The organism is Microbacterium sp. Root61 (genome assembly GCF_001427525.1).
Classification (GTDB): domain Bacteria; phylum Actinomycetota; class Actinomycetes; order Actinomycetales; family Microbacteriaceae; genus Microbacterium.
In genome coordinates this window covers 192,183-217,241 of sequence record NZ_LMGU01000001.1, presented here as the reverse complement: position 1 = coordinate 217,241, position 25,059 = coordinate 192,183, and the positions used below count along the sequence as shown (strand labels likewise).

At 68.5% G+C, this 25,059-nt stretch carries 24 protein-coding genes; 8 read left to right on the top strand and 16 right to left on the bottom strand.

All coding sequences use genetic code 11. The annotated features are described in order from the left end of the window. Positions 1 to 6: 6 nt before the first annotated feature. The 7 genes from ASD65_RS01055 to sufB form a co-directional block, all read right to left on the bottom strand. Complete coding sequence (locus ASD65_RS01055) at positions 7 to 1,371, bottom strand: MFS transporter (RefSeq protein WP_056217250.1); 1,365 nt, start codon at positions 1,369 to 1,371, stop codon at positions 7 to 9. After that, complete coding sequence (locus tag ASD65_RS01050; RefSeq protein WP_056217247.1) at positions 1,368 to 2,528, bottom strand: MalY/PatB family protein; 1,161 nt, start codon at positions 2,526 to 2,528, stop codon at positions 1,368 to 1,370. The genes ASD65_RS01055 and ASD65_RS01050 overlap by 4 nt, the downstream gene beginning before the upstream one ends. Before the next feature lie 74 nt (positions 2,529 to 2,602). Next, complete coding sequence (locus ASD65_RS01045; protein WP_056217246.1) at positions 2,603 to 2,932, bottom strand: metal-sulfur cluster assembly factor; 330 nt, start codon at positions 2,930 to 2,932, stop codon at positions 2,603 to 2,605. A 9-nt stretch (positions 2,933 to 2,941) separates the two neighbouring features. Beyond that, positions 2,942 to 3,724, bottom strand: coding sequence for a Fe-S cluster assembly ATPase SufC (sufC, locus tag ASD65_RS01040; RefSeq protein WP_056217243.1), 783 nt, complete (start codon positions 3,722 to 3,724; stop codon positions 2,942 to 2,944). A gap of 14 nt (positions 3,725 to 3,738) precedes the next feature. Beyond that, entirely contained in the window at positions 3,739 to 4,068 is a 330-nt protein-coding gene (locus ASD65_RS01035) for a non-heme iron oxygenase ferredoxin subunit (protein WP_056217240.1), read from the bottom strand. Beyond that, complete coding sequence (gene sufD / locus ASD65_RS01030; protein ID WP_056217239.1) at positions 4,065 to 5,267, bottom strand: Fe-S cluster assembly protein SufD; 1,203 nt, start codon at positions 5,265 to 5,267, stop codon at positions 4,065 to 4,067. The genes ASD65_RS01035 and sufD overlap by 4 nt, the downstream gene beginning before the upstream one ends. A gap of 2 nt (positions 5,268 to 5,269) precedes the next feature. After that, positions 5,270 to 6,688: a Fe-S cluster assembly protein SufB gene (gene sufB / locus ASD65_RS01025; RefSeq protein ID WP_056217236.1), complete on the bottom strand. Its 1,419-nt coding sequence runs from the start codon at positions 6,686 to 6,688 to the stop codon at positions 5,270 to 5,272. A gap of 224 nt (positions 6,689 to 6,912) precedes the next feature. Between sufB and ASD65_RS01020 the strand changes: the two genes are divergently transcribed. Together ASD65_RS01020 and ASD65_RS01015 are read left to right on the top strand one after the other, a co-directional pair. Further along, positions 6,913 to 7,848, top strand: coding sequence for a COX15/CtaA family protein (locus ASD65_RS01020; protein ID WP_082561516.1), 936 nt, complete (start codon positions 6,913 to 6,915; stop codon positions 7,846 to 7,848). Positions 7,849 to 7,970: 122 nt separating this feature from the next. Further along, positions 7,971 to 8,408, top strand: coding sequence for a hypothetical protein (locus ASD65_RS01015; RefSeq protein WP_056217233.1), 438 nt, complete (start codon positions 7,971 to 7,973; stop codon positions 8,406 to 8,408). Positions 8,409 to 8,593: 185 nt separating this feature from the next. Here ASD65_RS01015 and ASD65_RS01010 read toward each other — a convergent pair whose 3' ends face one another. Continuing rightward, positions 8,594 to 9,466, bottom strand: coding sequence for an endonuclease domain-containing protein (locus tag ASD65_RS01010; protein ID WP_056217230.1), 873 nt, complete (start codon positions 9,464 to 9,466; stop codon positions 8,594 to 8,596). Positions 9,467 to 10,009: 543 nt separating this feature from the next. Continuing rightward, positions 10,010 to 10,936, bottom strand: coding sequence for a heme o synthase (locus ASD65_RS01005; RefSeq protein ID WP_056217227.1), 927 nt, complete (start codon positions 10,934 to 10,936; stop codon positions 10,010 to 10,012). A gap of 215 nt (positions 10,937 to 11,151) precedes the next feature. On the opposite strand from ASD65_RS01005, the gene tkt reads away from it, so the two are divergent. Genes tkt through pgl form a run of 6 tightly spaced genes read left to right on the top strand, consistent with a single transcriptional unit; the run spans position 11,152 to position 19,286 of the window. After that, positions 11,152 to 13,257 carry a transketolase gene (gene tkt / locus ASD65_RS01000; protein ID WP_056217225.1) on the top strand — a complete coding sequence of 702 codons (2,106 nt, stop codon included), beginning with the start codon at positions 11,152 to 11,154 and terminating at the stop codon, positions 13,255 to 13,257. Positions 13,258 to 13,274: 17 nt separating this feature from the next. Further along, the gene (gene tal / locus ASD65_RS00995; RefSeq protein WP_056217222.1) at positions 13,275 to 14,381 is read left to right on the top strand and encodes a transaldolase; all 1,107 of its coding nucleotides are present in this window, start codon (positions 13,275 to 13,277) and stop codon (positions 14,379 to 14,381) included. After that, positions 14,378 to 16,000 carry a hypothetical protein gene (locus tag ASD65_RS00990; RefSeq protein WP_056217220.1) on the top strand — a complete coding sequence of 541 codons (1,623 nt, stop codon included), beginning with the start codon at positions 14,378 to 14,380 and terminating at the stop codon, positions 15,998 to 16,000. The genes tal and ASD65_RS00990 overlap by 4 nt, the downstream gene beginning before the upstream one ends. 7 nt (positions 16,001 to 16,007) lie before the next feature. Continuing rightward, complete coding sequence (gene zwf, locus ASD65_RS00985; RefSeq protein WP_056217217.1) at positions 16,008 to 17,558, top strand: glucose-6-phosphate dehydrogenase; 1,551 nt, start codon at positions 16,008 to 16,010, stop codon at positions 17,556 to 17,558. After that, positions 17,555 to 18,508 (top strand): glucose-6-phosphate dehydrogenase assembly protein OpcA, encoded by a 954-nt coding sequence (locus ASD65_RS00980; RefSeq protein ID WP_056217214.1) that lies wholly within the window; start codon positions 17,555 to 17,557, stop codon positions 18,506 to 18,508. The genes zwf and ASD65_RS00980 overlap by 4 nt, the downstream gene beginning before the upstream one ends. Next, the gene (gene pgl / locus ASD65_RS00975) at positions 18,501 to 19,286 is read left to right on the top strand and encodes a 6-phosphogluconolactonase (RefSeq protein WP_056217211.1); all 786 of its coding nucleotides are present in this window, start codon (positions 18,501 to 18,503) and stop codon (positions 19,284 to 19,286) included. Before ASD65_RS00980 ends, pgl begins: the two co-directional genes overlap by 8 nt. Before the next feature lie 168 nt (positions 19,287 to 19,454). Here pgl and ASD65_RS00970 read toward each other — a convergent pair whose 3' ends face one another. From ASD65_RS00970 to whiA, 7 genes are all read right to left on the bottom strand, one after another. Beyond that, entirely contained in the window at positions 19,455 to 19,811 is a 357-nt protein-coding gene (locus tag ASD65_RS00970) for an RNA polymerase-binding protein RbpA (protein ID WP_056217208.1), read from the bottom strand. A 3-nt stretch (positions 19,812 to 19,814) separates the two neighbouring features. Then, complete coding sequence (secG, locus tag ASD65_RS00965; RefSeq protein WP_056217204.1) at positions 19,815 to 20,063, bottom strand: preprotein translocase subunit SecG; 249 nt, start codon at positions 20,061 to 20,063, stop codon at positions 19,815 to 19,817. 82 nt (positions 20,064 to 20,145) lie between these two features. Beyond that, positions 20,146 to 20,937: a triose-phosphate isomerase gene (tpiA, locus tag ASD65_RS00960; protein WP_056217202.1), complete on the bottom strand. Its 792-nt coding sequence runs from the start codon at positions 20,935 to 20,937 to the stop codon at positions 20,146 to 20,148. After that, the gene (locus ASD65_RS00955) at positions 20,928 to 22,142 is read right to left on the bottom strand and encodes a phosphoglycerate kinase (protein ID WP_056217199.1); all 1,215 of its coding nucleotides are present in this window, start codon (positions 22,140 to 22,142) and stop codon (positions 20,928 to 20,930) included. The genes tpiA and ASD65_RS00955 overlap by 10 nt, the downstream gene beginning before the upstream one ends. Before the next feature lie 9 nt (positions 22,143 to 22,151). Further along, positions 22,152 to 23,162, bottom strand: coding sequence for a type I glyceraldehyde-3-phosphate dehydrogenase (gene gap, locus ASD65_RS00950; protein ID WP_056217197.1), 1,011 nt, complete (start codon positions 23,160 to 23,162; stop codon positions 22,152 to 22,154). Between the two features lie 105 nt (positions 23,163 to 23,267). After that, entirely contained in the window at positions 23,268 to 23,894 is a 627-nt protein-coding gene (locus ASD65_RS00945; RefSeq protein WP_056217194.1) for a superoxide dismutase, read from the bottom strand. Between the two features lie 129 nt (positions 23,895 to 24,023). Beyond that, on the bottom strand, positions 24,024 to 25,001 hold the full coding sequence (gene whiA / locus ASD65_RS00940; RefSeq protein WP_056217191.1) for a DNA-binding protein WhiA: 978 nt from the start codon (positions 24,999 to 25,001) through the stop codon (positions 24,024 to 24,026). Positions 25,002 to 25,059: the final 58 nt, after the last annotated feature.

Sequence of the window (25,059 nt, the reverse complement as noted above, 5' to 3'; positions counted from 1 at the left end):
CTGCGCCTATCTGTGCTGCTCGTGCGCGTGCCCCATCCGCAGTCCGGGGATCAGCGCCAGCAGCGTCAGGACACCGGCGATCGCGAACACGACCGGGAATCCGGCATGCGTGCCCGTGAGCGCCGTGAACACGACACCCATGACGGCGATCGCGGTCGCCGCCCCGATCGAGTCCGAGATCGACAGTGCGGATGAGTTGAAGCCCTGGTTCTGCGGCGTCGAATACGCCAGCGTCAGCACGGTGAGCCGCGGGTACATGAGCCCCATGCCGGCCCCGGCCAGCGCCCAGCCGATGATCAGCACCGCCGGATGCAGGTGCAGCAGCGCCGTCGCGCCCGCGAACAGCAGCGCGGCGAACAGCTGGGCGACACCGAACAGGGTGATCCGCGCGTTGCCGATGCGGTCGCCGTACCGCCCCTGGATCTCAGCGGCCGCGGCCCACGCCACGGCTGCGGTGGTCAGCCCGAGCCCCGCCCAGGTCGGCGAGAAGCCGTACTCGTCGATCAGCAGGTAGGGGACGTAGATCTCCGCGCCGAACAGCGCACCGGCGATCAGCCCGCGCATCAGGACCACACTGGGCAGCCCGCGGCCCGCGCGCAGCGTGCGCGGCGGAAGCAGCGGACGGGCGGCCAGACCGATCACGACAGCGGATGCCCCGACCACGACCCACGACCAGGCGCCGAACTCGCCGGCCAGGCTGAGTGTGAGCGCGCCGGCGGCGACCGCGACGGCGAACCCCAGCCGTGCGGCGATGCGCCCCTTGGCCGGTTCATCGGTGTGCAGATCACGTCCGCGGAGGCGCGACATCACGACGATGAAGAAGAGGATCGTCAGCCCTGCGACGCCGAGGAACACCCAGCGCCAGTGCAGGTACTCAGTGACGGCACCGGCGAGGAACGGGCCGATCAGCGAGGGCACCACCCACGCGGCGGAGAACGCCGCGAACACGCGTCCGTGCAGGGCTGCCGGATACATCCGCGCGACGACGACGTACAGCGCGACGGTCTGACCTCCCGTGCCGAGGCCCTGGATGAGCCGTCCGACGACCAGCATCTCCATGCTGGTGGCCGCCCCGGCGATGACGAGCCCGATCACGAACAGCGTGACCGCCGCCGTGAGCGCGGGCACCGGGCTGGATCGGTCGGCCCAGGCGCCGGCTGCGACCATGCCGATGACGCTCGTGGCGAGCGTGCCCGAGAACGCGACCGCGTACAGGGCCGCACCGTCGAGCTCGGCACTGACGATGGGCATGACCGTCGTGACGGCCAGGGACTGCATCGCCGCGAGGAAGACGAGCGCGACCGCACCCACCGTCACGCCGAGGTAGCGCCCCCGCCAGACGGACTCGGTCGTGTCGTTGGCAGTGCTCACGGTGTCAGGAGCGCACCGATGCGCTCCACTGCTTCGCGCAGGACCTCGGGTGCGCAGCCGATGTTGATGCGCACGTGGCCGTTGCCCTCGACGCCGAAGTGCGGACCGTAGTGCAGGGCGACCTTGGCGTCGCGGAGGATCTTCACGGCGGGATTCTCACCCCAGCCGAGCTCGGACAGGTCGACCCACGCGAGGAAACCGGCATCCGGCATCCGATAGCGTGCGCCCGGAACGTGCTCGGCGAGCATCTCGGCCAGCAGGCGACGGTTCTGATCGAGTGTGAGCAGCAGACTGTCGAGCCACTCGTCGCTCTCGGGGGCGAAGGAGGCAACGCCCGCGATCGCGCCGAACAGCCCGGTGCGCCACTCGACTTCGGCGGGGAGGCCGCGCAGCACGGCGGTGGTGTCCTCGGCCGCGGTGATCATCAGCGCGCACTTGAGGCCGGCGGTGTTGAACGCCTTGCTCGCACTCGTCACGGCGTACCCGACACGGGCGGCGGTTTCGGATGCTGCCAGGAACGGCGTGAAGTCGATGCCCGGCTGCGTCAACGGCGAGTGGATCTCGTCGCTGACGACGACGGCTCCGAAGCCCTGGGCGAGCTCGGCAAGAGCGGCGAGGCTCTCCCGGGAGTGCACCGTGCCGGTGGGGTTGTGCGGGTTGCACAGCAGGATCGCGCGCGCACCGCCGGCGAACGCCGCCTCGATACCCAGCAGGTCCAGCTCCCAGCCGTCGGCCGTCTCACGGAGCGGCACGGTCTCGACGACTCCCCCGGCTTCCGGGATGCAGTCGTTGAACGGCGGATACACCGGCGGGGTCGTGATGACGCGGTCTCCGGGCTCGATGACCCGGCGCAGCAGCTCGACGACGCCCATCATCACGTCGCACGTGGTGCGGATCCTTGCGGGGTCGACCTGCCAGCCGAAGCGGCGCTCGGCGAACGCGACATACGCGTCACGGATGCCGGGGTCCGGCGGCGTGTAGCCGGTGTCGCCGAGGCGCACGGCGCGCTCGAGGGCGGCGGTGATCGCGGGTGCGTGAGCGAAATCCGTCTCGGCCACGAACAGCGGGAGCACGTCGGGCGCGTAGGTGCGCCACTTCGTGCTGGACCGCTCACGCAGGTCGTCGATCGGCAGGGCCTGAAGGGGGGTGACGCTCACTACTCGAGCCTAGTCGGCGCGTCAGCGGGTGAGCTCACCGAGCTCATCCTGCGTCATACGACACAGGCCGCCGATCAGATGGCGAAGCCGAGCGCCCGCATCATGTCGCGGCCGTCGTCGGTGATCTTCTCCGGACCCCACGGCGGCATCCACACCCAGTTGATGCGGAACTGCTCCACGACCTCGTCGAGCGCCTGGGCGGTCTGCTCTTCGAGCACATCCGTCAGCGGGCAGCCGGCGCTGGTCAGCGTCATGTGGATGACGAGAGCATCGTTCTCGTCATCCCAGGCGAGGTCGTAGATGAGCCCCAGGTCGACGACATTGATCCCGAGCTCGGGGTCCATGACGTCCTTGAGAGCTTCGGTGACCTCGTCGTACTTCTCGGGTGTGAGCGTCGCGGTCATGATCGAAGTCTACGCGTCGGCGTCGACGGTGGCGTCGGATGCCGGTTCGATGAACCGGTCGTAGCCCTCGTCCTCGAGGCGCTCGGCGAGCTCGGGGCCGCCCTCCTCGACGATGCGACCCGCGACCATCACGTGCACGAAGTCGGGGTGGATGTAGCGCAGGATGCGGGTGTAGTGCGTGATGAGGAGCACACCGAGGTCGCTCTCCGCCTTGGCGCGGTTGACGCCCTCGGAGACGATCTTCAGCGCGTCGACGTCAAGGCCGGAATCGGTCTCGTCGAGGACCGCGATCCGCGGCTTCAGCAGCTCGAGCTGGAGGATCTCGTGGCGCTTCTTCTCGCCGCCGGAGAATCCCTCGTTGACGTTGCGCGCCGCGAACTTCGGATCCATCCGAAGGTTCTTCATCGACGCCTTGACGTCCTTGGTCCAGGTGCGGATCGACGGCGCTTCGCCGTCGATCGCCGTCTTGGCGGTGCGCAGGAAGTTCGTGACGGTGACGCCGGGGATCTCCACCGGGTACTGCATCGCGAGGAACAGGCCGGCGCGGGCGCGCTCGTCGACGGTCATCGCGAGGACATCCTCGCCGTCGAGCGTGATCGTGCCACCGGTCACGTTGTACTTGGGGTGGCCGGCGATCGTGTAGGCCAGCGTGGACTTGCCGGAGCCGTTGGGGCCCATGATGGCGTGCGTCTCACCGGTACGGATGGTCAGCGACAGGCCGTTGAGGATGGGGGTGGTTCCCGCATCGGTCTCGACCGTCACAAACAGGTCGCGGATCTCGAGGACAGACATTCAGGCTTCCTTCTTCAGTTCACATCTTTGAGCACGGCGGGATCGATGAGGACGTCATCGCCCTCGATCACGACGGCATAAACAGGGACCGGCTCGTAAGCCGGGAGGTTGAGCGGCTTGCCGGTGCGCAGCGAGAAGGCGGAGCCGTGGGCCCAGCACTCCAGCGCGTCGCCGTCGACGAACCCCTCGGCGAGCGAGATGTCGCCATGGGTGCAGGTGTCGCCGATGGCGTGCACCTCGCCGTTCGAATCGAGCACGACGGCCATGGGCACGCCGTCGACCTCCACGCGGATGGCGGTGTCCTGCTCGAGGTCGCTCAGGGCGCAGACCTTGGCCGCGGTCATCGATCCTGCCCTTCCTCGAGTTCGCGCTCGATCGCTTCGATGAGCTCGGCTTCCAGCACGGGGATGCCGATCCGCTGCACGATTTCGCTGAGGAAGCCGAGGACAACGAGGCGTCGCGCCTCCGGCTCGGTGATCCCGCGGGACAGCAGGTAGAACAGCTGCTCGTCGTCGAAGCGACCGGTCGCACTCGCGTGTCCGGCGCCCTGGATGTCGCCCGTCTGGATCTCGAGGTTCGGGATCGAGTCGGCGCGCGCACCGTCGGTGAGCACCAGGTTGCGGTTCGCCTCGTACGAGTCGGTGCCGGTGGCGTCCGGTCCGATCAGGACGTCGCCGATCCACACGCTGCGGGCGTCCGCACCCTGCAGGGCGCCCTTGTAGAGCACGTCGCCCTTGGTGTGCGGCCCCTTGTGGTGCATGTACACCTGGCTCTCGAAGTGCTGGCCGGCATCGGCGAACGAGACGCCGAACAGGCGCGCATCCGATCCCGCGCCGGCCAGTTCGACCGAGGGGTTGATGCGCACGACGCTGCCGCCGAGGCTCACGATCAGGTGAGTCAGGGACGCATCGCGATCGACGCGGGCCTGATGGGACGCCACGTGCACGGCGTCGCCATCCCAGCGCTGCACGGACAGCACCGTGAGGTTGGCGCCATCGCGGACGATGATCTCCACGTTCTGCGCGTACTGCGCGGAGCCGGAGTGGTAGAGCAGCACGGTGCCGCGTGCGTTCGGCATCGCCTCGATGATGATGTGCGAACGGCTGTGCAGGCCGGAACCGGCACCGCTCAGATCGATGCGCACCGGCTCGGCGAGCTCTTCATCGGCGGGGATCTGCACGTGCAGCGCGTCGGTGCTGCGCTTCCAGACGATCGCACTGACGACGTCTTCCGGACGGAAGACCTCGCCGCGCACGGCGGCGTCGACTCCTGCGGAGGGGACGAACAGCGTGTCCGGAGCGGTCGTGGAGATCAGCACGGCATCCGCGTCGGACTCGTCGTCCTGCAGCAGGGCGCCGAGGCGATCGATCGGCGTGTGCTTCCAGTTGACTTCGCGGCCGTTCGGCGTGCCGAAGTCGGCAGGGTCGAACGAGGTGGGGCGGTCAGAACGCGTCTGCACGGGGATCACGGGCGCAGACTTGTTGCCCCATCCTCCGTCGGTGTGCGCTTGGCTTCCCGGCAGGGGGGTGGTCGTGGTCGTCATAACTAGCCGACGGATCCTTCCATGCCCATTTCGATGAGCTTGTTGAGCTCCATGGCGTACTCCATGGGCAGCTCGCGGGCGATGGGCTCGATGAAGCCGCGGACGATCATCGCCATCGCCTCGTCCTCGGGCATGCCCCGGCTCATGAGGTAGAACAGCTGCTCTTCGCTGACCTTCGAGACCGTGGCCTCGTGGCCGAGCTGGACGTCGTCGACGCGGATGTCGATGGCGGGGTACGTGTCGGAGCGCGAGATCGAATCGACCAGCAGCGCATCGCAGCGCACGGTGTTGGCGGAGTGGTGCGCATTCGCATCCACCCGCACCTCACCGCGGTAGCCGGCACGTCCGCCGCCACGGGCGATCGACTTCGAGACGATGGAGGACTGCGTGTACGGCGCCATGTGGATCATCTTGGCGCCGGCGTCCTGGTGCTGGCCGGGACCGGCGAAGGCGACGGAGAGGGTCTCGCCCTTGGCCCGCTCGCCGACGAGGAAGATGGACGGGTACTTCATCGTGACCTTGGACCCGATGTTGCCGTCGATCCACTCCATGGTGGCGCCCTCGTGGGCGATCGCACGCTTGGTGACGAGGTTGTACACGTTGTTCGACCAGTTCTGGATGGTCGTGTACCGCACGCGGGCGTTCTTCTTGACGATGATCTCGACGACCGCGGAGTGCAGCGAGTCGCTCTTGTAGATCGGCGCCGTGCAGCCCTCGATGTAGTGGATGTAGGAGTCTTCGTCCGCGATGATCAGGGTGCGCTCGAACTGCCCCATGTTCTCGGTGTTGATGCGGAAGTAGGCCTGCAGCGGGATCTCGACGTGCACGCCCTTCGGGACGTAGACGAACGATCCGCCGGACCACACGGCCGTGTTCAGCGCGGCGAACTTGTTGTCGCCGGCGGGGATGACGGTGCCGAAGTACTCGTCGAAGAACTCGGGGTGCTCGCGCAGCGCCGTGTCGGTGTCCATGAAGATGACGCCCTGCGCCTCCAGGTCCTCGCGGATCTGGTGGTAGACGACCTCGGACTCGTACTGCGCGGCGACGCCGGCGACGAGGCGCTGACGCTCCGCCTCGGGGATGCCGAGGCGCTCGTACGTGTTGCGGATCTCCTCGGGGAGGTCCTCCCACGACTGCGCCTGCTTCTCGGTCGAGCGCACGAAATACTTGATGTTGTCGAAGTCGATCTCGCTGAGGTCGGCACCCCAGGTCGGCATCGGCTTGCGTTCGAACAGCTGAAGACCCTTCAGACGGTTCTTCAGCATCCATTCGGGTTCCGATTTCAGCCCGGAGATCCCTCGCACGACGGCCTCGCTGAGCCCGCGCTTGGCGATGGCTCCTGCAGCATCCTCGTCGTGCCAGCCGAACTCGTAAACACCGAGTCCGTCAAGCTCCGGGCGGTCGATCAGCACATCCGACATCGTCACACTCTCCTCTGGGCCTCAACGGTGTCATCCGCCCCGGCATTCCACACCCGAAGGGTGGGGTGCCGCTGGTGGGCCCTACTCAAGTGGCGCCGTCCTGCGCGCCTACACTGTCAGTGGAGCGTTGCGCATGACGCGCACGCATCCCGACCCCTTGATTCTACAGGTTCCGCCCCCGCCGCGGTCGCCCGACCGACGTGCGTGGACGAGGAGGCTTTGCAATGCCCGATGTCAGCGTCCGCCCCGGCACCCCTCTGCGCATCGCGGCGTGGGCCTCGTTCGTCGCACAGGTGACGATCATCGCGACCGGCGGCGCCGTGCGCCTCACCGGTTCGGGACTCGGATGCCCCTCGTGGCCGACCTGCACCCCCGAGTCGCTCATCCCGACCGAAGAGCTGACCTATCACAGCCTCATCGAGTTCGGGAACCGGATGATGACCGGCGTGGTCGGCATCATCGCGCTCGTCGTGGTGATCCTGATGCTCACCACCCGCCTCTGGCGCACCCGCAAGGACCTCTGGACGCTCGCGGTCATCGTCGGGGTGGGCATCATCGCGCAGGCCATCGTGGGCGGGATCACGGTCTGGACGGGCCTGAACCCCTTCATCGTCGGCTTCCATTACGTCTCCTCGCTGTTGCTGGTGTGCGTCACCGCCGCCTTCCTGGCGCGGATGGACGACGTGCCCGGCCCGCGCACGCTCGCGGTGCCCGCCTGGTACGCCAGGCTCACCCACCTCACAGCCGCGGTGATGGCCGTCTCCATCGCCTTCGGCATCCTGACGACCGGTGCCGGCCCGCACTCCGGCGACGCCGCGTCCGGCCGGAACGGCTTCGACGCCACCGTCCTCGAGCACGTGCACGCCTGGCCCGGGTACGCCCTGCTGGTGCTGACCGTTCTCCTCGTGGTCGCCGCCGCGGTCAAGGGGCTGCCCACGCGCAACTGGGCGATCACTCTGCTCGCGGTCGAATTCGTGCAGATCGCCGTCGGTCTCTACCAGGCGCGCAACGGCCTCCCCGTGCTCGCGGTCGGCGTGCACATGGTGCTCGCCGCGCTCACTGCGGCGGCCATGACCCTCGTCATCCTGCGCTTGAAGCGCCCCGCAGCCGCTCCCCTGGCCACCGCAGAGTCGGACGAAGCGACGGTCGCCGCGCACTGACCTTCGACTCGGCTGTCATTCATAGCCGACTCATCGACTCCGCATATGGTGCGTTCGGGACCGCGCACCAGGCTGGCACATGCCGCGGGTACCCGTGGTCCCGAATCTCAAGGAGCATCCGCATGCCCGTTCGTCCCTCGCTGTTCCGCAGCCTCCCCTACTGGTTCCTGCTGAGCGGATCGATCGTGAGCGCCGTCCTGGGCGGTGCGCTCGTCTTCACGAACATGTCGACCATGATCGCGACCCTCACCGACCAGACCGCGACCTCGGTCGAGGTCTACGGCGGTCAGTCGTGGGTCGTCATCGGCAGCGCCCTGCTGGCCGTTGGCCTCTTCGGCGTCATCACGACTCTGGCGCTGGCCGTCGTGAGCACGCTGATCCCGGCATCCGGTGGGCAGGTTCTCGAGTCCATCGCCTGGGCGGATGACGACCTGGACGACATCGACACCCCCGTCAAGTCGGTCGTGGATGCCCCCGTCACCGCGGATGCCGCGACCGAGGTCGTCGAGTCGGTCGAGGTCATCGAGGTCGTCGAGGTCGAGGTCACGCCCGCGCGCTGACCCCACTCTGCCGACCACAGCGTCGGAGATCGCCACAGCGTCGGAGCACCCCGCCGTCCGCGGAACCGACAAACGGTGGATCTCCGACGCTGTGGTGCGTCATCGGCACGTCGAGACATGTGTGTACGCGTCATCGGCACGTCGAGACATGTGTGTACGCGTCCTCGGCGCGTCGAGACATGTGTTCACGCGTCCCCGGTGTGCACGAGGTGCAATCCCTGAGCTATCGCCGCCATCACCGCATCCTGCACCGCCGGCCAATCCTCGAGCACCTGCCGATACCCCACGCGGATCACCGAGTACCCGAGCAGACGCAATGCCGCGTCATGCGCGTTGTCCCGCTCCCGCTGCGCACCTACGTGGTGGCCGCCATCGATTTGGACGATGAGGCGCTCGCCGATCAGGAAGTCGACATGATGCCCCCCAATCCAGGTCTGTGCGAAGATCCGCACGTTCAGCCACCGCAGCCGAATGCGGAAGATCGACTCCAGGCCGGAGTCCGAGAACGGCGATGCCTCCGCGAGCAACCGAAGACCGGCAGGACCCAGCGGCAGGGACGCCAGGCGCTCGCGAGAGATCAGCCCGATCCGAAGCGCTGATTCCCACGTTGCCAAGGCTGCCTCGAACGGCTGGCACGCCGCCACGAGCGCGAGGACGTTGTCGATCGGATCGACGAGATCGTCGGGATGCCGTGGCCGAACCGGCCGTGCCCAATGCACGACCGCAGGGCCGTTCGGTGCTCGCGCGTGGGTTGCGGCGCCGACATGTGCGCCGTCTTCCTCGAGCACCCACAGCCCGAGTCGCCGCGCCTGTGTGATGCAGGTCAGCGCAACGCCGCATCTCGCAGCCTGGACCAGTTCGGAGTCGGCCCCGGGAACCGCCACCCAGTCGCGGCGGACGCTGACGAGTAGTCCCCGACCTACCGCCAGCCGGACGAAATGGCGCGAGTGCCCCTCTGCGCCGAGCCGCGACACCCGCGCCACTCCGTCGCGCCCTCGAACTGCATCAAGGACGTTGCGCAGAGCGCGGGTCTGACGATCGGCGGGAGTCGGCGGCATCCCCCCACTCTTCCTGTCACCGACGCCACACCGCCCGCGGGTCCCGGGGTCTGTGGATCAGACGCGCACGCGACCCCGATGGGGAGGACGGATGCCGCAACACCCCGGCGGGAGGACGGATGCCGCAACACAACGTCGGCGATCGCCACGGCGTCGGCACGCCACGCCGGGCCCGCATCCGACGAACAGGTGATCTCCGACGAAGTGGCGAGGCCTGTCAGCCGCGCGGACGGGGAAACCCCGTAGCACCGCAACACCCCGGTGGGAGGACGGATGCCGCAACACAACGTCGGCGATCGCCACAGCGTCGGCACGCCACGCCGGGCCCGCATCCGACGAACAGGTGATCTCCGACGAAGTGGCGAGGCCTGTCAGCCGCGCGGAGACGGAAACCCCGCAGCACCGCTAGTCCGCGCAGCACGCCAGTCCGCGCAGCACCCAGTCACGGCGATGCCGGATCAGACCCCGAGAAGGATCAGACCCCAAGACGGACCAGACCCACAGAAGGACCAGACCGACAGATGGAGCAGACCCACCGAGGGATCAGAACGGCAGCAGCGGGTCGACCCCGATAGCGACGAAGATCAGCGTGAGGTACGTGATGGAAGCGTGGAAGACGCGCATCGGACGCGGCTCCTCGCCGCGGACGGCGCGCGAGTACAGGCGGTGCGACTCGTAGATGAACCAGCCGCCGAAGACGACGGCCGAGACCGAGTAGAGCAGGCCCATCGGCGCGACGGGGATGAGCAGCAGCGAGCACGCGACGGTGGCCCACGCGTACAGGATGACCTGGAGACCGACCTGCGAGCCGCTGCGGGTCGCGCCGAGCATCGGCACGTCGACTTCTTCGTACTGGTCCTTGTACTTCATCGACAGCGGCCAGTAGTGCGGCGGCGTCCACAGGAACACCAGCACGAACAGGATCATCGGGGTCCACGACAGCGAACCGGTCACGGCGGACCAGCCGATCACGACCGGGAAGCACCCGGCGATCCCGCCCCAGACGATGTTCTGCTCGGTGCGGCGCTTCAGGATGATCGTGTAGATCACTACGTAGAAGAAGATCGCGACGGCCGACAGCACCGCGGCCAGCCAGTTGGTGGTCAGCCACAGCCAGGCGATGGAGACGACACCGAGCGTCCAGGCGAAGATGAGGGCCGCGCGCGGGGTGATCTCACCGGTCACGATCGGACGGTTCACGGTGCGCTGCATGTGCGCGTCCATGTCGCGGTCGATGTACATGTTGAATGCCGCCGCAGACCCGGCGCTCAGCGAACCGCCGATGACGGTGGCCAGCACGAGCCAGAGGTTCGGCAGCCCGCCCTGAGCGAGGATCATCACCGGAACCGTCGTGACGAGCAGAAGCTCCAGCACACGAGGCTTCGTCAGGGCGACGTACGCCCGGATGGTGCGACCGATGCTCTTCGGTGCCGCAGATTCCGTCGTCTGCGACGTGGTCGAGATGTCCATCGCCCCCCACATCTTGCCGCTGTTCAGAACACCCTTGAGTCTAGAGCATCCACGACCACCGCTCTGGCGTCATACAGAGTGATCGCATCGCCGCCACGGCATGCTGCTTCGCTATGCTGAAACCACACGCGCGCCCAGCGCCGATCCCCCTTCTCCTCACGGACCAGGGCCGCGAACCGGACCGCTTTGGGTGCCACCTCGAGAAAGGCGGCCCGGTGTCGGATCTGCAGTGGGATGAAATCGATCGACGCGCAGTGGACACCGTCCGCGTATTGGCGGCGGACGCAGTGGAAAAGGTCGGAAACGGCCACCCCGGGACGGCGATGAGCCTCGCCCCGGCGGCGTATCTGCTGTACCAGCGCGAACTGAACCACGACCCGGCCGACACGCACTGGCCCGGTCGCGACCGGTTCGTCCTCTCGGTGGGACACTCGTCGCTCACCCAGTACATCCAGCTCTACCTGGGTGGCTTCGGTCTCGAGCTCGACGACCTGAAGGCGCTGCGCACGTGGGGCTCCAAGACCCCCGGCCACCCCGAATTCGGCCACACCGACGGTGTCGAGATCACGACGGGCCCACTGGGCCAGGGACTGGCCTCCGCCGTGGGCTTCGCCTACGCCGCCCGCTACGAACGCGGCCTGTTCGACCCGGAGGCGGCGCCGGGCACCAGCCCGTTCGACCACTTCGTCTACGTCATCGCGGGTGACGGCGACCTGCAGGAAGGCGTCACGGCCGAGGCATCCTCCCTCGCCGGCCACCAGCAGCTCGGCAACCTCATCGCGATCTACGACTCCAACCAGATCTCCATCGAGGACGACACCAACGTCGCCTTCACCGAGGACGTCGCGAAGCGCTACGAGTCCTACGGCTGGCAGGTGCAGACGGTCGACTGGAAGAAGACCGGCGAATACGTCGAGGACGTCGCCGAGCTGCACGCGGCGATCGCCGCGGCCAAGGGCGAGACCGACAAGCCGTCGCTCATCATCCTGAAGACGATCATCGGTTGGCCCTCCCCCGGCAAGCAGAACACCGGCAAGATCCACGGCTCGGCGCTCGGCGCCGACGAGCTGGCCGCGACCAAGAAGGTGCTCGGCTGGAACCCGGACGAGTCCTTCGTCGTCCCTGACGACGTGATCGCGCACACCCGTGCCCTTGCCGAGCGCGGCGCGCAGTCGCACGCTGCATGGCAGACCGCGTTCGACGCGTGGGCCGCCGCGAACCCGGAGCGCAAGGCGCTGTGGGACCGCATCAGCGCGCACGAGCTCCCCGCCGACATCGCCACGGCACTGCCCGTGTTCGAGTCCGGCAAGGAGGTGTCCACGCGCGCCGCGTCGGGCACCGTCATCAACGCCCTCGCCGCCGAGCTTCCCGAGCTGTGGGGCGGCTCCGCCGACCTCGCCGAGTCGAACCTCACCACGATCAAGGGCGCCAAGTCCTTCATCCCGGCCGAGTGGTCCACCCACGAGTGGTCGGGCAGCCCGTACGGTCGTGTGCTGCACTTCGGCATCCGCGAGCACGCCATGGCGGCCATCGTCAACGGCATCGTGCTGCACGGTCCGACGCGCGCGTTCGGCGGCACCTTCCTCATCTTCAGCGACTACATGCGCCCCGCCGTGCGTCTGGCCGCGCTGATGAACGTGCCCAGCATCTACGTGTGGACGCACGACTCGGTCGCACTCGGCGAGGACGGCCCCACGCACCAGCCCATCGAGCAGCTGGCGACGCTGCGCGCCATCCCGAACTTCACGGTGGTGCGCCCGGCCGACGCCAACGAGACCTCGGTCGTCTGGCTCGAGATGCTCCGTCGTCACGCGGGTCCGACGGGCATCGCCCTGACCCGGCAGAACGTGCCCGTCTTCGCACGCGGCGAGGGTGCGGCATCCGGGGACGTCTTCGCCTCCGCGGAGAACGCCGTCAAGGGCGCCTACGTCCTGGCCGAGGCCCCGGGCGGCACGCCCGACGTCATCCTGATCGGCACCGGCTCCGAGGTCCAGCTGGCCGTCGCCGCCCGTGAGACGCTCGCCGCCGAGGGCATCAACGCCCGCGTCGTGTCGGCGCCGTCGCTCGAATGGTTCGCGGAGCAGGATGCCGCGTACCGCGAGTCGGTGCTTCCCGCTGCCGTCACCGCCCGCGTCTCGGTCGAGGCCGGTGTGGCGCTGTCGTGGCGCGACATCGTCGGCGACCGCGGCCGCTCCGTGTCTATCGAGCACTTCGGCGCCTCGGCCGATTACAAGACCCTGTTCCAGAAGTTCGGCATCACTGCCGAGGCCGTCGTCGAGGCGGCCCGCGAAACCCTCGCCGCCGCGACAGCGGCGGAGTAGAGAAAGAAGAGCGCATCATGAGCACCCCCACCGCCCAGCTCGCCGCCGCAGGCGTGAGCATCTGGCTCGACGACCTGTCGCGCGACCGCATCGTGACCGGCAACCTCGCGGACCTCATCGCGACCCGCAACGTCACCGGCATCACGACCAACCCGACGATCTTCGCCGGCGCGCTGGCCAAGGGCGCCGAGTACGCCGGTCAGCTGCACGTGCTGGCCGGACGCGGAGTCTCCGCGGACGACGCGATCTTCGAGATCACCACCGACGATGTCCGCGCCGCGTGCGACGTGTTCCGTCCGGTGTTCGACGAGACCGGCGGCGTCGACGGCCGCGTGTCGATCGAGGTCTCCCCCGACCTCGCGCACGACACCGCAGAGACGATCGAGCAGGCGAAGCAGCTGTGGGCCACGGTCGACCGTCCGAACGCGCTCATCAAGATCCCCGCGACCAAGGCCAGCGTGCCGGCGATCACCGCGGCGATCGCCGCGGGCATCTCGGTCAACGTCACGCTGATCTTCAGCCTGGAGCGCTACGCCGAGGTCATCGACGCGTACCTGACCGGCCTGGAGCAGGCCAAGGCCGCGGGCCTGGACCTGTCGAAGATCCAGTCGGTCGCCTCGTTCTTCGTGTCACGTGTCGACACCGAGGTCGACAAGCGCCTCGTCGCGATCGGCACCCCGGAGGCCGAGGCGCTCAAGTCGAAGGCCGGCGTCGCGAACGCGCGCCTCGCCTACGAGCTTTTCGAGCAGGAGTTCGCCACCGACCGCGCGAAGGCGCTGACGGATGCCGGTGCCAACCTGCAGCGTCCGCTGTGGGCCTCGACCGGCGTCAAGGACCCGGCGCTGCCCGACACCCTGTACGTCACCGAGCTCGTCGCCCCCGGTGTCGTGAACACCATGCCGGAGAAGACCCTCGAGGCCACGTTCGACCACGGCGTGATCACCGGCGACACCGTCACCGGTGCCTACGCCGACGCGCACGGCGTGCTGGATGCTCTGGCCGCTGTCGGCATCGACTTCGCCGATGTCACGCAGCTGCTCGAGGACGAAGCGGTGGAGAAGTTCATCGCCTCGTGGCACGAGCTGAAGGACACGGTCACCACCGCACTGGAGAGCAGCCGATGAGCTTCGACATCCGCGTCACCGGGCACGTCAAGCACGTCGTCGATGAGACCCTTCCGGGCCTCATCGCCGACCTCGTCGCGTCCGGCATCACGGCCGGCGACGCGTCGCTGTGGGGTCCCGCGGCCGAGGCAGAGGCGTCCAAGCGTCTCGGCTGGGTGCAGGCCGTCACCGTGTCGCGCCCGCTGGTTCCCGAGATCCTGGCGCTGCGCACCGAGCTCGTGGCCAAGGACATCACCCGCGTGGTGCTGGCCGGCATGGGCGGCTCGTCGCTCGCGCCCGAGGTCATCGCCCAGACGGCCGGTGTGCCGCTGGTGATCCTCGACTCGACTGCTCCCGGTCAGGTGCTGGCCGCCCTCGACGGCGACGCCGAATCGGGCGGTCTCGAGCGCACGGTGCTCGTGGTCTCCTCGAAGTCCGGCTCGACGGTCGAGACCGACTCCGCGAAGCGCGCCTTCGAGGCCGCCTTCCGCGACCTCGGCATCGACCCGCTCGAACGCATCGTGGTCGTCACCGACCCCGGTTCGCCGCTGGACCAGGCTGCCCGCGCCGACGGCTACCGCGTCTTCAACGCCGACCCCACCGTGGGCGGGCGCTACTCGGCGCTGACCGCGTTCGGCCTGGTGCCGACGGGTCTGGCCGGCGTCGACATCGACGAGCTCCTCACCGAGGCCGAGGCGAGCCTGCTCGAGGTCGCCATCGACAGCCCGTCGAACCCCGCTCTGGTCCTGGCCGCGGCGATCGCCGGGGGCAACCCGCGTCGCGACAAGCTCGGCCTGATCACCGACGGCACCCACATCATCGGGCTGCCGAACTGGATCGAGCAGCTCGTCGCCGAGTCCACCGGCAAGAACGGCACCGGCATCCTGCCCGTCGTCCTGCTTCCGGTCTCCCCCGAGGTCGAGGGCAAGCCCGCCGACCTGCAGATCGTCCGACTGGTCGACGAAGCGCACCAGTTCCACCTCTTCGAGCACCACGAGGGCGAGATCCTGATCAGCGGATCGCTCGGCGGGCAGCTCGTCGTATGGGAGTACGCGACGGCCATCGCGGGACGGATGCTGGGGATCGACCCCTTCGACCAGCCCGATGTGGAATCCGCCAAGATCGCCACGCGCGGCCTGCTGGACGCACGTCCCGAGCCGACCGCACCGGCGTTCTCGGTCGAGGGTGTGGAGGTGCGCGTCTCGGATCCCGAGCTCGCCGCATCCGGCACCATCGCGGGCGTCCTGGACGCCCTGTGGGCGCGTATCCCGGCCGACGGCTACGTCTCGGTGCAGGCCTACGTCAACCGCCTGGAGCTGTCGCAGCTGCAGGGTCTGCGCGAGATGGTCGCCGCCGACTCCGGCCGCCCGACCACCTTCGGGTGGGGGCCGCGGTTCCTGCACTCGACCGGGCAGTACCACAAGGGCGGCCCCGCCAACGGTGTCTTCCTGCAGATCCTGGAGCGTACCGACGTCGACCTCGAGATCCCCGACCGGCCGTTCACGTTCGGGCAGCTGATCGAGGCGCAGGCCGCGGGCGATGCGAGCGTGCTCGCGGACGGCCACGGGCGTCCCGTGGTCACCCTCACCCTGACCGACCCTCAGCTCGAAGTGCTCGCACTCTTCGAGGCTGCACAGTAGGGAACTGATGACCGTTCAGATCTCGCGCGGGCACAACCCGCTGCGCGACCCCGAAGACGGCCGCCTCAACCGCATCGCCGGTCCGAGCGCGCTCGTCATCTTCGGGGTCACGGGAGACCTCTCCCGCAAGAAGCTCATGCCCGCCGTCTACGACCTGGCCAACCGCGGCCTGCTGCCCCCCGGGTTCGCCCTGGTCGGGTTCGCCCGTCGCGACTGGGAGGACCAGGACTTCGCCGAGGTCGTGCACGAGGCCGTCAAGCAGCACGCCCGCACCGAGTATCGCGAGGAGACCTGGAACCAGCTCCTGCAGGGCATCCGGTTCGTCTCGGGCGAGTTCGGCGACCCGGATGCGTTCCGGCGTCTCCGCGAGACGGTCGAGAAGCTGGATCTCGAGCGCGGCACGATGGGCAACCACGCGTTCTACCTGTCGATCCCGCCGAAGGACTTCCCGGTCGTCGCGAAGCAGCTGAAGGAGTCCGGACTCGTCGGCGAGAACGCCGACGACGAGGACCGCTGGCGTCGCGTCGTCATCGAGAAGCCGTTCGGGCACGACCTCGATTCGGCGCGCGCGCTGAACGACGCGCTCCGGTCGGCCTTCCCGGCCGACTCGATCTTCCGCATCGACCACTACCTCGGCAAGGAGACGGTCCAGAACATCCTTGCGCTGCGCTTCGCGAACGAGCTGTACGAGCCGATCTGGAACCGCAACTACGTCGACCACGTGCAGATCACCATGGCCGAGGACATCGGCGTGGGCGGACGCGCCGGGTACTACGACGGCATCGGCGCGGCCCGAGACGTCATCCAGAACCACCTCCTCCAGCTCTTGGCGCTGACCGCCATGGAGGAGCCCATCAGCTTCAACGCGAAGGATCTCCGCGCCGAGAAGGAGAAGGTCCTCGCGGCCGTCACCCTCCCCGACGACCTGTCGCGCGCCACCGCACGCGGACAGTACGCGGGCGGGTGGCAGGGCGGCGAGAAGGTCCTCGGCTTCCTCGAAGAGGACGGCATGGACCCGGAGTCGGGCACCGAGACGTACGCCGCCGTCAAGCTCGAGATCAACACGCGCCGCTGGGCCGGAGTGCCGTTCTACCTGCGCACCGGCAAGCGTCTGGGCCGCCGCGTCACCGAGATCGCCGTTGTGTTCAAGCGCGCGCCGCAGGTGCTCTTCGCGCGCAGCCAGAGCGAGGAGTTCGGCCAGAACGCCCTCGTCATCCGTGTGCAGCCCGACGAGGGCGTCACGATCCGGTTCGGCTCCAAGGTGCCGGGCGCCGGTACGCAGGTGCGCGACGTCACGATGGACTTCGGCTACGGCCACGCGTTCACCGAGGCCAGCCCCGAAGCCTACGAGCGCCTCATCCTCGACGTCCTCCTCGGCGACCCGCCGCTGTTCCCGCGCCACGAGGAGGTCGAGCTCTCCTGGAAGATCCTCGACCCGATCGAGGAGTTCTGGACGCAGCAGGGAGGCGCGCTCGAACAGTACTCCCCCGGTTCCTGGGGTCCGCCTTCCGCCGACGAGCTCCTTGCCCGCGACGGCCGTATCTGGAGGCGTCCGTGATCGTCGAACTGCCCGACACCACCGTCAGCAAGATCTCCCGGGCGCTCGTGAATGTGCGCGAAGAGGGCGGTGCGGTGGCCCTCGGCCGCGTGCTGACCCTTGTGATCGCGACGCGTCACGGCGCCGAGGAGCAGGTCATCGAGGCAGCGAACGACGCCTCGCGCGAGCATCCGATGCGCGTCATCGTGCTGATGATCGGCGATGAGGCGGGCACTCCCCGTCTCGATGCCGAGATCCGCGTCGGCGGCGACGCAGGCGCGAGCGAGGTCGTGCTGCTGCGCGCCTACGGCGACGCCGGCTCCAACACCGAGAGCCTCGTCACGGGGCTCCTGCTGCCGGATGCCCCTGTCGTGGCCTGGTGGCCGACCGACACCCCCGACATGCCGTCGAAGTCCGCGATCGGCCGCATCGCGCAGCGCCGGATCACGGATGCCTCGACGCAGGCGGATCCGGCGGCCTGGGTCGCCTCGCTCGGCGACCACTACGCGCCGGGTGACACCGACTTCGCGTGGACGCGCCTGACCCGGTGGCGCGAGCAGCTCGCGGCGGTCCTGGACCAGCCGCCGTACGAGCCGGTCACGGCCGTCGAGGTGCGCGGCGCCGCCGATTCCCCCTCGACCGGACTGCTGGCGGCCTGGCTGCGCCTGAAGCTCGACGTCCCCGTGACGTACGAGTACCTCGGGTCCGACGAATGGCCGCACGGCATCAAGTCGGTTCGGCTCGTCCGCCCGAGCGGCGACACGCTGCTGGAGCGTCCGGCCTCCGCCGTCGCAGTACTGACGCAGCCCGGACAGCCGAGCCACGAGCTCGTCTTCCCGCGCCGCACGCTGCGCGAGTGCCTCGCTGAGGAGCTCCGCCGTCTCGACCCGGACGTCCTGTATGGTCGAGTCATCACCGAGGGCTGGGAGCTCTTGGGCCCACCGGCAACGGCGACGGAGACGCATGGCTGAGTTTTCCACCGAGAAGCGCGTCGTGATCAGTCCTGACCCGGCGCATCTCGCAGATTCGGTCGCGGCACGCTTCCTGAGCCGGGTCGCGAAGAAGGCGGACCGCGGCGAGACCGTGCACATCGCCCTCACCGGCGGCACGATGGGCATCGCCGTCCTGCGCGCCGCCGGCCGGCACCCGCGCGCCGCCAAGATCGACTGGACGCGCGTGCACTTCTGGTGGGGCGACGAGCGATTCGTCGCCCGCGACGACGACGACCGCAACGAGAAGCAGGCCCGCACGGCCCTTCTCGACGGACTCGAGGTCCCCGCGGAGAACATCCACGCCATGGGCGCCAGCGATGGTCCACTGGAACTGGATGCGGCGGCGGTCGCGTACGCCGAGGATCTGGCGAGGTTCGCCCCCGCCGACGGCACCGATGCGTGGCCGTCGTTCGACATCTGCTTCCTCGGCGTCGGTCCCGACGCCCACATCGCGTCGCTGTTCCCGGACCGCGCCGAGATCGGCATCACCGACCGTTCCGTCGTGCCCGTGCGCGACTCCCCCAAGCCGCCGCCCGAGCGGATCAGCCTCACCCGGCCGGTCATCAACGCGTCGCAGCGCGTCTGGATGGTCCTGGCCGGCCCCGACAAGGCGTCCGCGCTCGGACTCGCGCTGGCAGGGGCGAGCTACACCAGCGTCCCCGCGGCGGGAGCCAAGGGGCGCAAGCGCACCATCCTCTTCGTCGATGAGGCCGCGGCATCCCAGGTCCCGCACGAGCTCATCGACCGCGAGTACTGAGCCGCACCACACGCCAGCCACATACGCCGAGACTGCACAGGGGCGTCGAGACTGCGGGTATCACCCACAGTCTCGACGCCCCGTTGCAGTCTCGCGGCCATCACGCCGCACCACACGTAAAAGGAACGCCGCCCCGAGGGGCGGCGTTCCTTTTACGTTACGGGTACGTCAGCTCTGTCCGCGACGCTCGCGGAGCTGGGTCAGGGCGTCATCGAGAAGGGCCTCGGCCTCTTCCTCGGTGCGACGCTCCTTCACGTACGCGAGGTGCGTCTTGTACGGCTCCGCCTTGGCGAGCGCAGGAGGGTTCTCCTTGTCGCGCCCGGCGGGCAGGCCGGAGTGGGGGGAATCGATCGTGTCGGGGATCTCCTCGTCGGCGATGCCCGCCGCGAAATACCGAACCGTCTCGTTTCCGAGTGCGTCCCAGTACGAGACAGCGACGCGCTCGGCGTGGAAGCCGTGGTCCTGCTCGCCCATGGGGCCTGCGCCTACGCGTGTGCCTCGGATTGCGTTACCTCCAGTAGCCATTCGTCAGAGTCCTTGGAACTTCGTGATCAAGCCCAATGCGACGATCGAGACGAACCATGCGAGCGCAAGGATCACCGTGAATCGGTTGAGGTTGCGCTCCGCAAGGCCGGAGGAACCCATGGCCGAGGTCATGCCGCCACCGAACATGTCGGAGAGACCACCACCGCGACCCTTGTGCAGGAGGATGAGGAGCGTCAGCAGGAGGCTCGTGATTCCGAGCAGAACCTGCAAGACGAACTGAAGGATATCCACAGTCGTTGAAGCCTTTCGCTGCGATCCCTCGGATCGCACAAGGGTCAAGTATACGGTGCAGTACGCCGAATGACGGTGATCGTCAGACGCCGACGTGTTTCTGGTAGCGGATGATCGCCGCGAACTCGTCTACAACAAGGCTCGCGCCGCCCACGAGTGCGCCGTCCACATCCGGTTCCCGCATGAAGCTGGCGATGTTCGCCGCCTTGACGGAACCGCCGTACAGCACACGCGTACGGGCCGCCGCATCGGCACCGAGCACGCGCCCGATGACCTCGCGGAGCTTCGCGCACACGTCCTGGGCCTGGTCGGGCGTCGCCGCCTGGCCGGAGCCGATCGCCCACACGGGCTCGTACGCGACGACGATGTCGGCATCCGCCGACACACCCGCCAGAGCGACCTCGAGCTGTCCCACCGGGACGGCGCTCGCGCCGAACTTCTCCAGGTCTTCTGCCGTCTCGCCGACGCAGATCACCGGAACGAGCTTGTGCCGCAGCGCGGCCTGCACCTTCGCAGCGACGACCTCGTCCGATTCGGCGTGGTACTCACGCCGCTCCGAGTGTCCGATGATGACGTAGCCGCAGTCGAGCTTGGCCAGGAACTGCCCCGAGATCTCGCCGGTGTAGGCGCCCGAGTCGTGCGTCGACAGGTCCTGCGCTCCGAGGGAGAACGGGATCTTGTCGGCGTCCAGCAGCGTCTGCACGGTGCGGATGTCGGTGAAGGGCGGGAAGATCCCGACCTCGACCGTGCCGTCCTCGTGCTTGGCGTCCTTGAGCGTCCAGTGCAGCTTCTGCACGAACGCCACCGCCTGCAGGTGGTCGAGGTTCATCTTCCAGTTGCCTGCGATGAACGGGGTGCGGGTGGTCATGCCCATCCGAGGACCTCCAGTCCGGGTAGCTTCTTGCCCTCGAGGAACTCGAGGCTCGCGCCACCGCCCGTCGAGATGTGGCCGAACTGGTCGTCCGTGAAGCCGAGCTGACGCACGGCCGCGGCGGAGTCTCCCCCGCCGACGACGCTGAGGCCGTCGACCTCGGTCAGCGCGGCGGCGACCATACGGGTGCCGGCCGCGAATGCGGGAATCTCGAAGACGCCCATGGGGCCGTTCCAGAACACGGTGCGGCTGTCGCGGATGAACTCCGCGAAGGCTGCGGCGGTGTCGGGTCCGATGTCCAGGCCCAGTCCGGAAGCGCCGAACGCGGTGTCCTCGATGCCATCGGCCGGGGTGATGACGTGCTCGGCGTCGGCCCCGAACTTGGAGGCGACCACGACATCGGTCGGCAGCACGATCTGCACGCCGGACTCCTGCGCGGTGCGCAGGTAGCCCTTGACGGTCTCGATCTGGTCGGCCTCGAGCAGGCTCGCACCGACCTTGTGACCCTGCGCGGCGAGGAACGTGAACATCATTCCCCCGCCGATGAGCAGGCGGTCCACGCGGGGCAGCAGGTGCGAGATCACGCCGAGCTTGTCGCTGACCTTCGATCCGCCGAGCACGACCGTGTAGGGCCGCTCGGGGGTCTCGGTCAGGCGATCCAGCACCTCGAGCTCGGTCGCGATGAGCAGACCGGCCGCGGACGGCAGGATCTCGGCGAGCTCGTACACGCTCGCCTGCTTGCGGTGCACGACACCGAAGCCGTCCGAGACCAGCGCATCGCCGAGCGTGGCGAGCTGTTCGGCGAACGCACGGCGGGCCGCGTCATCCTTCGCCGTCTCGCCCGCGTTGAAGCGCAGGTTCTCGATGACGGCGACGTCTCCGTCTTCGAGGGCCGCGACGGCTTCGCGAGCGGACTCGCCGACGGTGTCACGGCCGAAGGCCACGGGCTTGCCGAGCAGCTCGGACAGTCGCTGGGCGACCGGCTCGAGGCTGTACTTCGGATCGGGAGAGCCGTCGGGACGCCCCAGGTGGGAGCAGATCACGAGGCGGGCGCCCTGGTTGATGAGGGCGTTCAGCGTGGGAAGCGACGCACGCACGCGCCCGTCGTCCGTGATGACCCCGTCCTTGAGAGGAACGTTGAGGTCACAACGGACGACGACGCGCTTGCCTGCGAGCGACCCCAGTGTGTCGAGGGTGCGCAGAGCCATCGGGATCGCCTAGAGGCGTTCGCCGACGTACTCGGTCAGGTCGACGAGACGGTTGGAGTAGCCCCACTCGTTGTCGTACCAGGCGGAGACCTTGACCAGGTTGCCGCTGACGTTGGTCAGCTCGGAGTCGAAGATCGACGAGTGCGGGTTGCCCTGGATGTCACTGGAGACGATCGGGTCCTCCGTGTACTCCAGGATGCCGGCGAGGCGTCCCTCGGCTGCGGCGGCCTTGTAGGCGGCGTTGATCGTCTCGACCGTGAGTCCCTCGGTCGGCGTGACGATCGTCAGGTCGACGATGGAGCCGGTGGGCACGGGCACGCGGTAGGAGGAACCGCTCAGCTTGCCGTTGAGCTCGGGCAGGACCAGGCCGATGGCCTTGGCCGCACCGGTCGAGGCCGGAACGATGTTGATCGCGGCGGCACGGGCGCGGCGCAGGTCGCCGTGCGGGCCGTCCTGCAGGTTCTGGTCGGCCGTGTAGGCGTGGGCGGTCATCATGAAGCCGCGCTCGATGCCGAATGCGTCGTTGAAGACCTGAGCCAGCGGCGCGAGGCAGTTCGTGGTGCACGAGGCGTTCGAGATGATGACGTCGGTCTCGGGGTTGTACGTGTCTTCGTTCACGCCCATGACGATCGTCGCGTCGTCGCCGCTCGCGGGAGCGGAGATGAGGACCTTCTTCGCACCGCCGGCGATGTGCTTCTTGGCGTCTTCGGCCTTGGTGAAGCGGCCGGTGGACTCGATGACGATGTCGACACCGAGCTCGCCCCAGGGGAGGTTCGCGGGGTCGCGCTCTTCGAAGACCTTGATCTTCTTGCCACCGACGGTGATGGAGTCGCCGTCGTACGACACATCCTCGGACAGCGGGCCGCCGACGGAGTCGTACTTCAGCAGGTGCGCGAGCGTCTTGTTGTCGGTGAGATCGTTCACCGCCACGATTTCGATGTCCGCACCCTGCGCGAGAGCCGCGCGAAGGTAGTTGCGTCCGATACGGCCGAAGCCGTTGATTCCGATCTTGACAGTCACGGAGTTTCTCCTGGGATGTGTCGTGCGCAAAAGCGCGGTTGGTGCGGCTTCAGACGGTGGACAACGGCGTCCCGGCGGGGGCTCCCGCCGGGACGCCCACTCCGGCTACGAGAGTACCAGCAGGCCAGACGTCTTCTCGCGGGCGACCGTGAAACGGGTCTGCACGTTCGACCAGTCGGCGATGTTCCAGAACGCCTTGACGTAGTCGGCGCGGACGTTCTTGTAATCGAGGTAGTACGCGTGCTCCCAGACGTCCAGGAGCAGCAGCGGCACGGTGCCGGCGGCGAACGAGGACTGCTGGTCGAAGAACTGCTGGACGATCAGGTTCTCGCCGATGGAGTCCCAGAACAGGCCGGCCCAGCCGGAGCCCTGCACGCCGAGTGCAGCGGCGGTGAAGTGCGCCTGGAACTTGTCGAACGAGCCGAAGTGGTCGTCGATGGCCGACTCGAGCTCGCCGGTGGGCTTGTCGCCGCCGTTGGGCGACAGGTTCGTCCAGAAGATCGAGTGGTTGGTGTGTCCGCCGAGGTTGAACGCGAGGTCCTTCTCGAGCTTGTTGACGTTCGCGAGGTTGCCGGAGTCGCGGGCCTCGGCCAGCTGCTCGAGCGCGGTGTTCGCGCCGGTCACGTACGCCTGGTGGTGCTTGCCGTGGTGCAGCTCCATGATCGTCGCGCTGATGCTCGGCTCGAGCGCAGCGTAGTCGTAGGGGAGCTCGGGCAGCGTGTACTTCGCCATGTTCTCTTCTTCCAGTCGGCGCCGCGCCGAAAGACCTCGGAGCGGCGAGGGAAACAACTTCATCCTACTGACCGGCAACGTCCGAGCGAGGGGGTTGCTTCCCGATCCGACGACCGGATATGCGAAGGGTCAGTCGTCGGCGCCGACGGGCACGGCCGACTCGGTGTCGGGGATGCCGTCCACCTCGGCCTTCTTGTCGGCCATCGCCAGGAGGCGCCGGATGCGGCCTGCGACGGCGTCCTTCGTGAGCGGCGGGTCGGCGTGGTGCCCGAGTTCGTCGAGGCTGGCGTCGCGGTGCGCGAGGCGCAGATCGCCGGCCTGCTTGAGGTGGTCGGGAACCTCGTCGCCGAGGATCTCGAGGGCGCGTTCGACACGGGCGCACGCCGCCACGGCCGCCTGGGCGGAACGACGCAGGTTGGCGTCGTCGAAGTTCACCAGGCGGTTGACGCCGGCACGCACCTCGCGGCGCTGTCGGAGCTGATCCCACTCGCGGGCGGTGCGCTGCGCGCCCATCTCGGCGAGGGTCTGGCGGATCGCCTCTCCGTCGCGCACGACGACACGCGGCACGCCACGCACCTCGCGGGCCTTGCCCGGGATGCCGAGGCGGTGAGCGGCGCCCACGAGCGCCATGGCGGCCTCAGGGGTCGGGCAGGCGATCTCCAGCGCCGCCGAACGGCCGGGTTCGCTGAGCGTGCCGGCGGCCAGGAACGCGCCGCGCCAGATCGCCGCCAGATCGCCGCGCGACCCGGTGGTGAGCTTGTTCGGCAGGCCGCGGACCGGTCGTCGTCGCTGGTCGAGCAGACCCGTCTGGCGGGCCAGCGTCTCTCCCCCGTCGATGACGCGGACGGCGTAGTGGCTGCCGGCGCGCGCGCCCGAGCCCTGCACGTGCACGAGTTCGGGGCGGACCCCGTAGATCTCCATCAGGTCGCGCGCCACACGGCGGGCCAGGATGTCGGAATCGAGCTCGGCCTCCACCGCCACGCGATTGGCGATGGAGTGCAGACCTCCCGAGAAGCGCAGGATCGAAGTCAGCTCTGCGACCCGGGCGGTGGGCCTCGGGTCTCGGACAGCGATCAACTCTGCCTTGACGTCGGCGGTCAGCGGCACGGGACTCCTCAGGTTCTGGGGTTATCTGCTCTCGACGGTGAGACGACGGTGGGGCGGG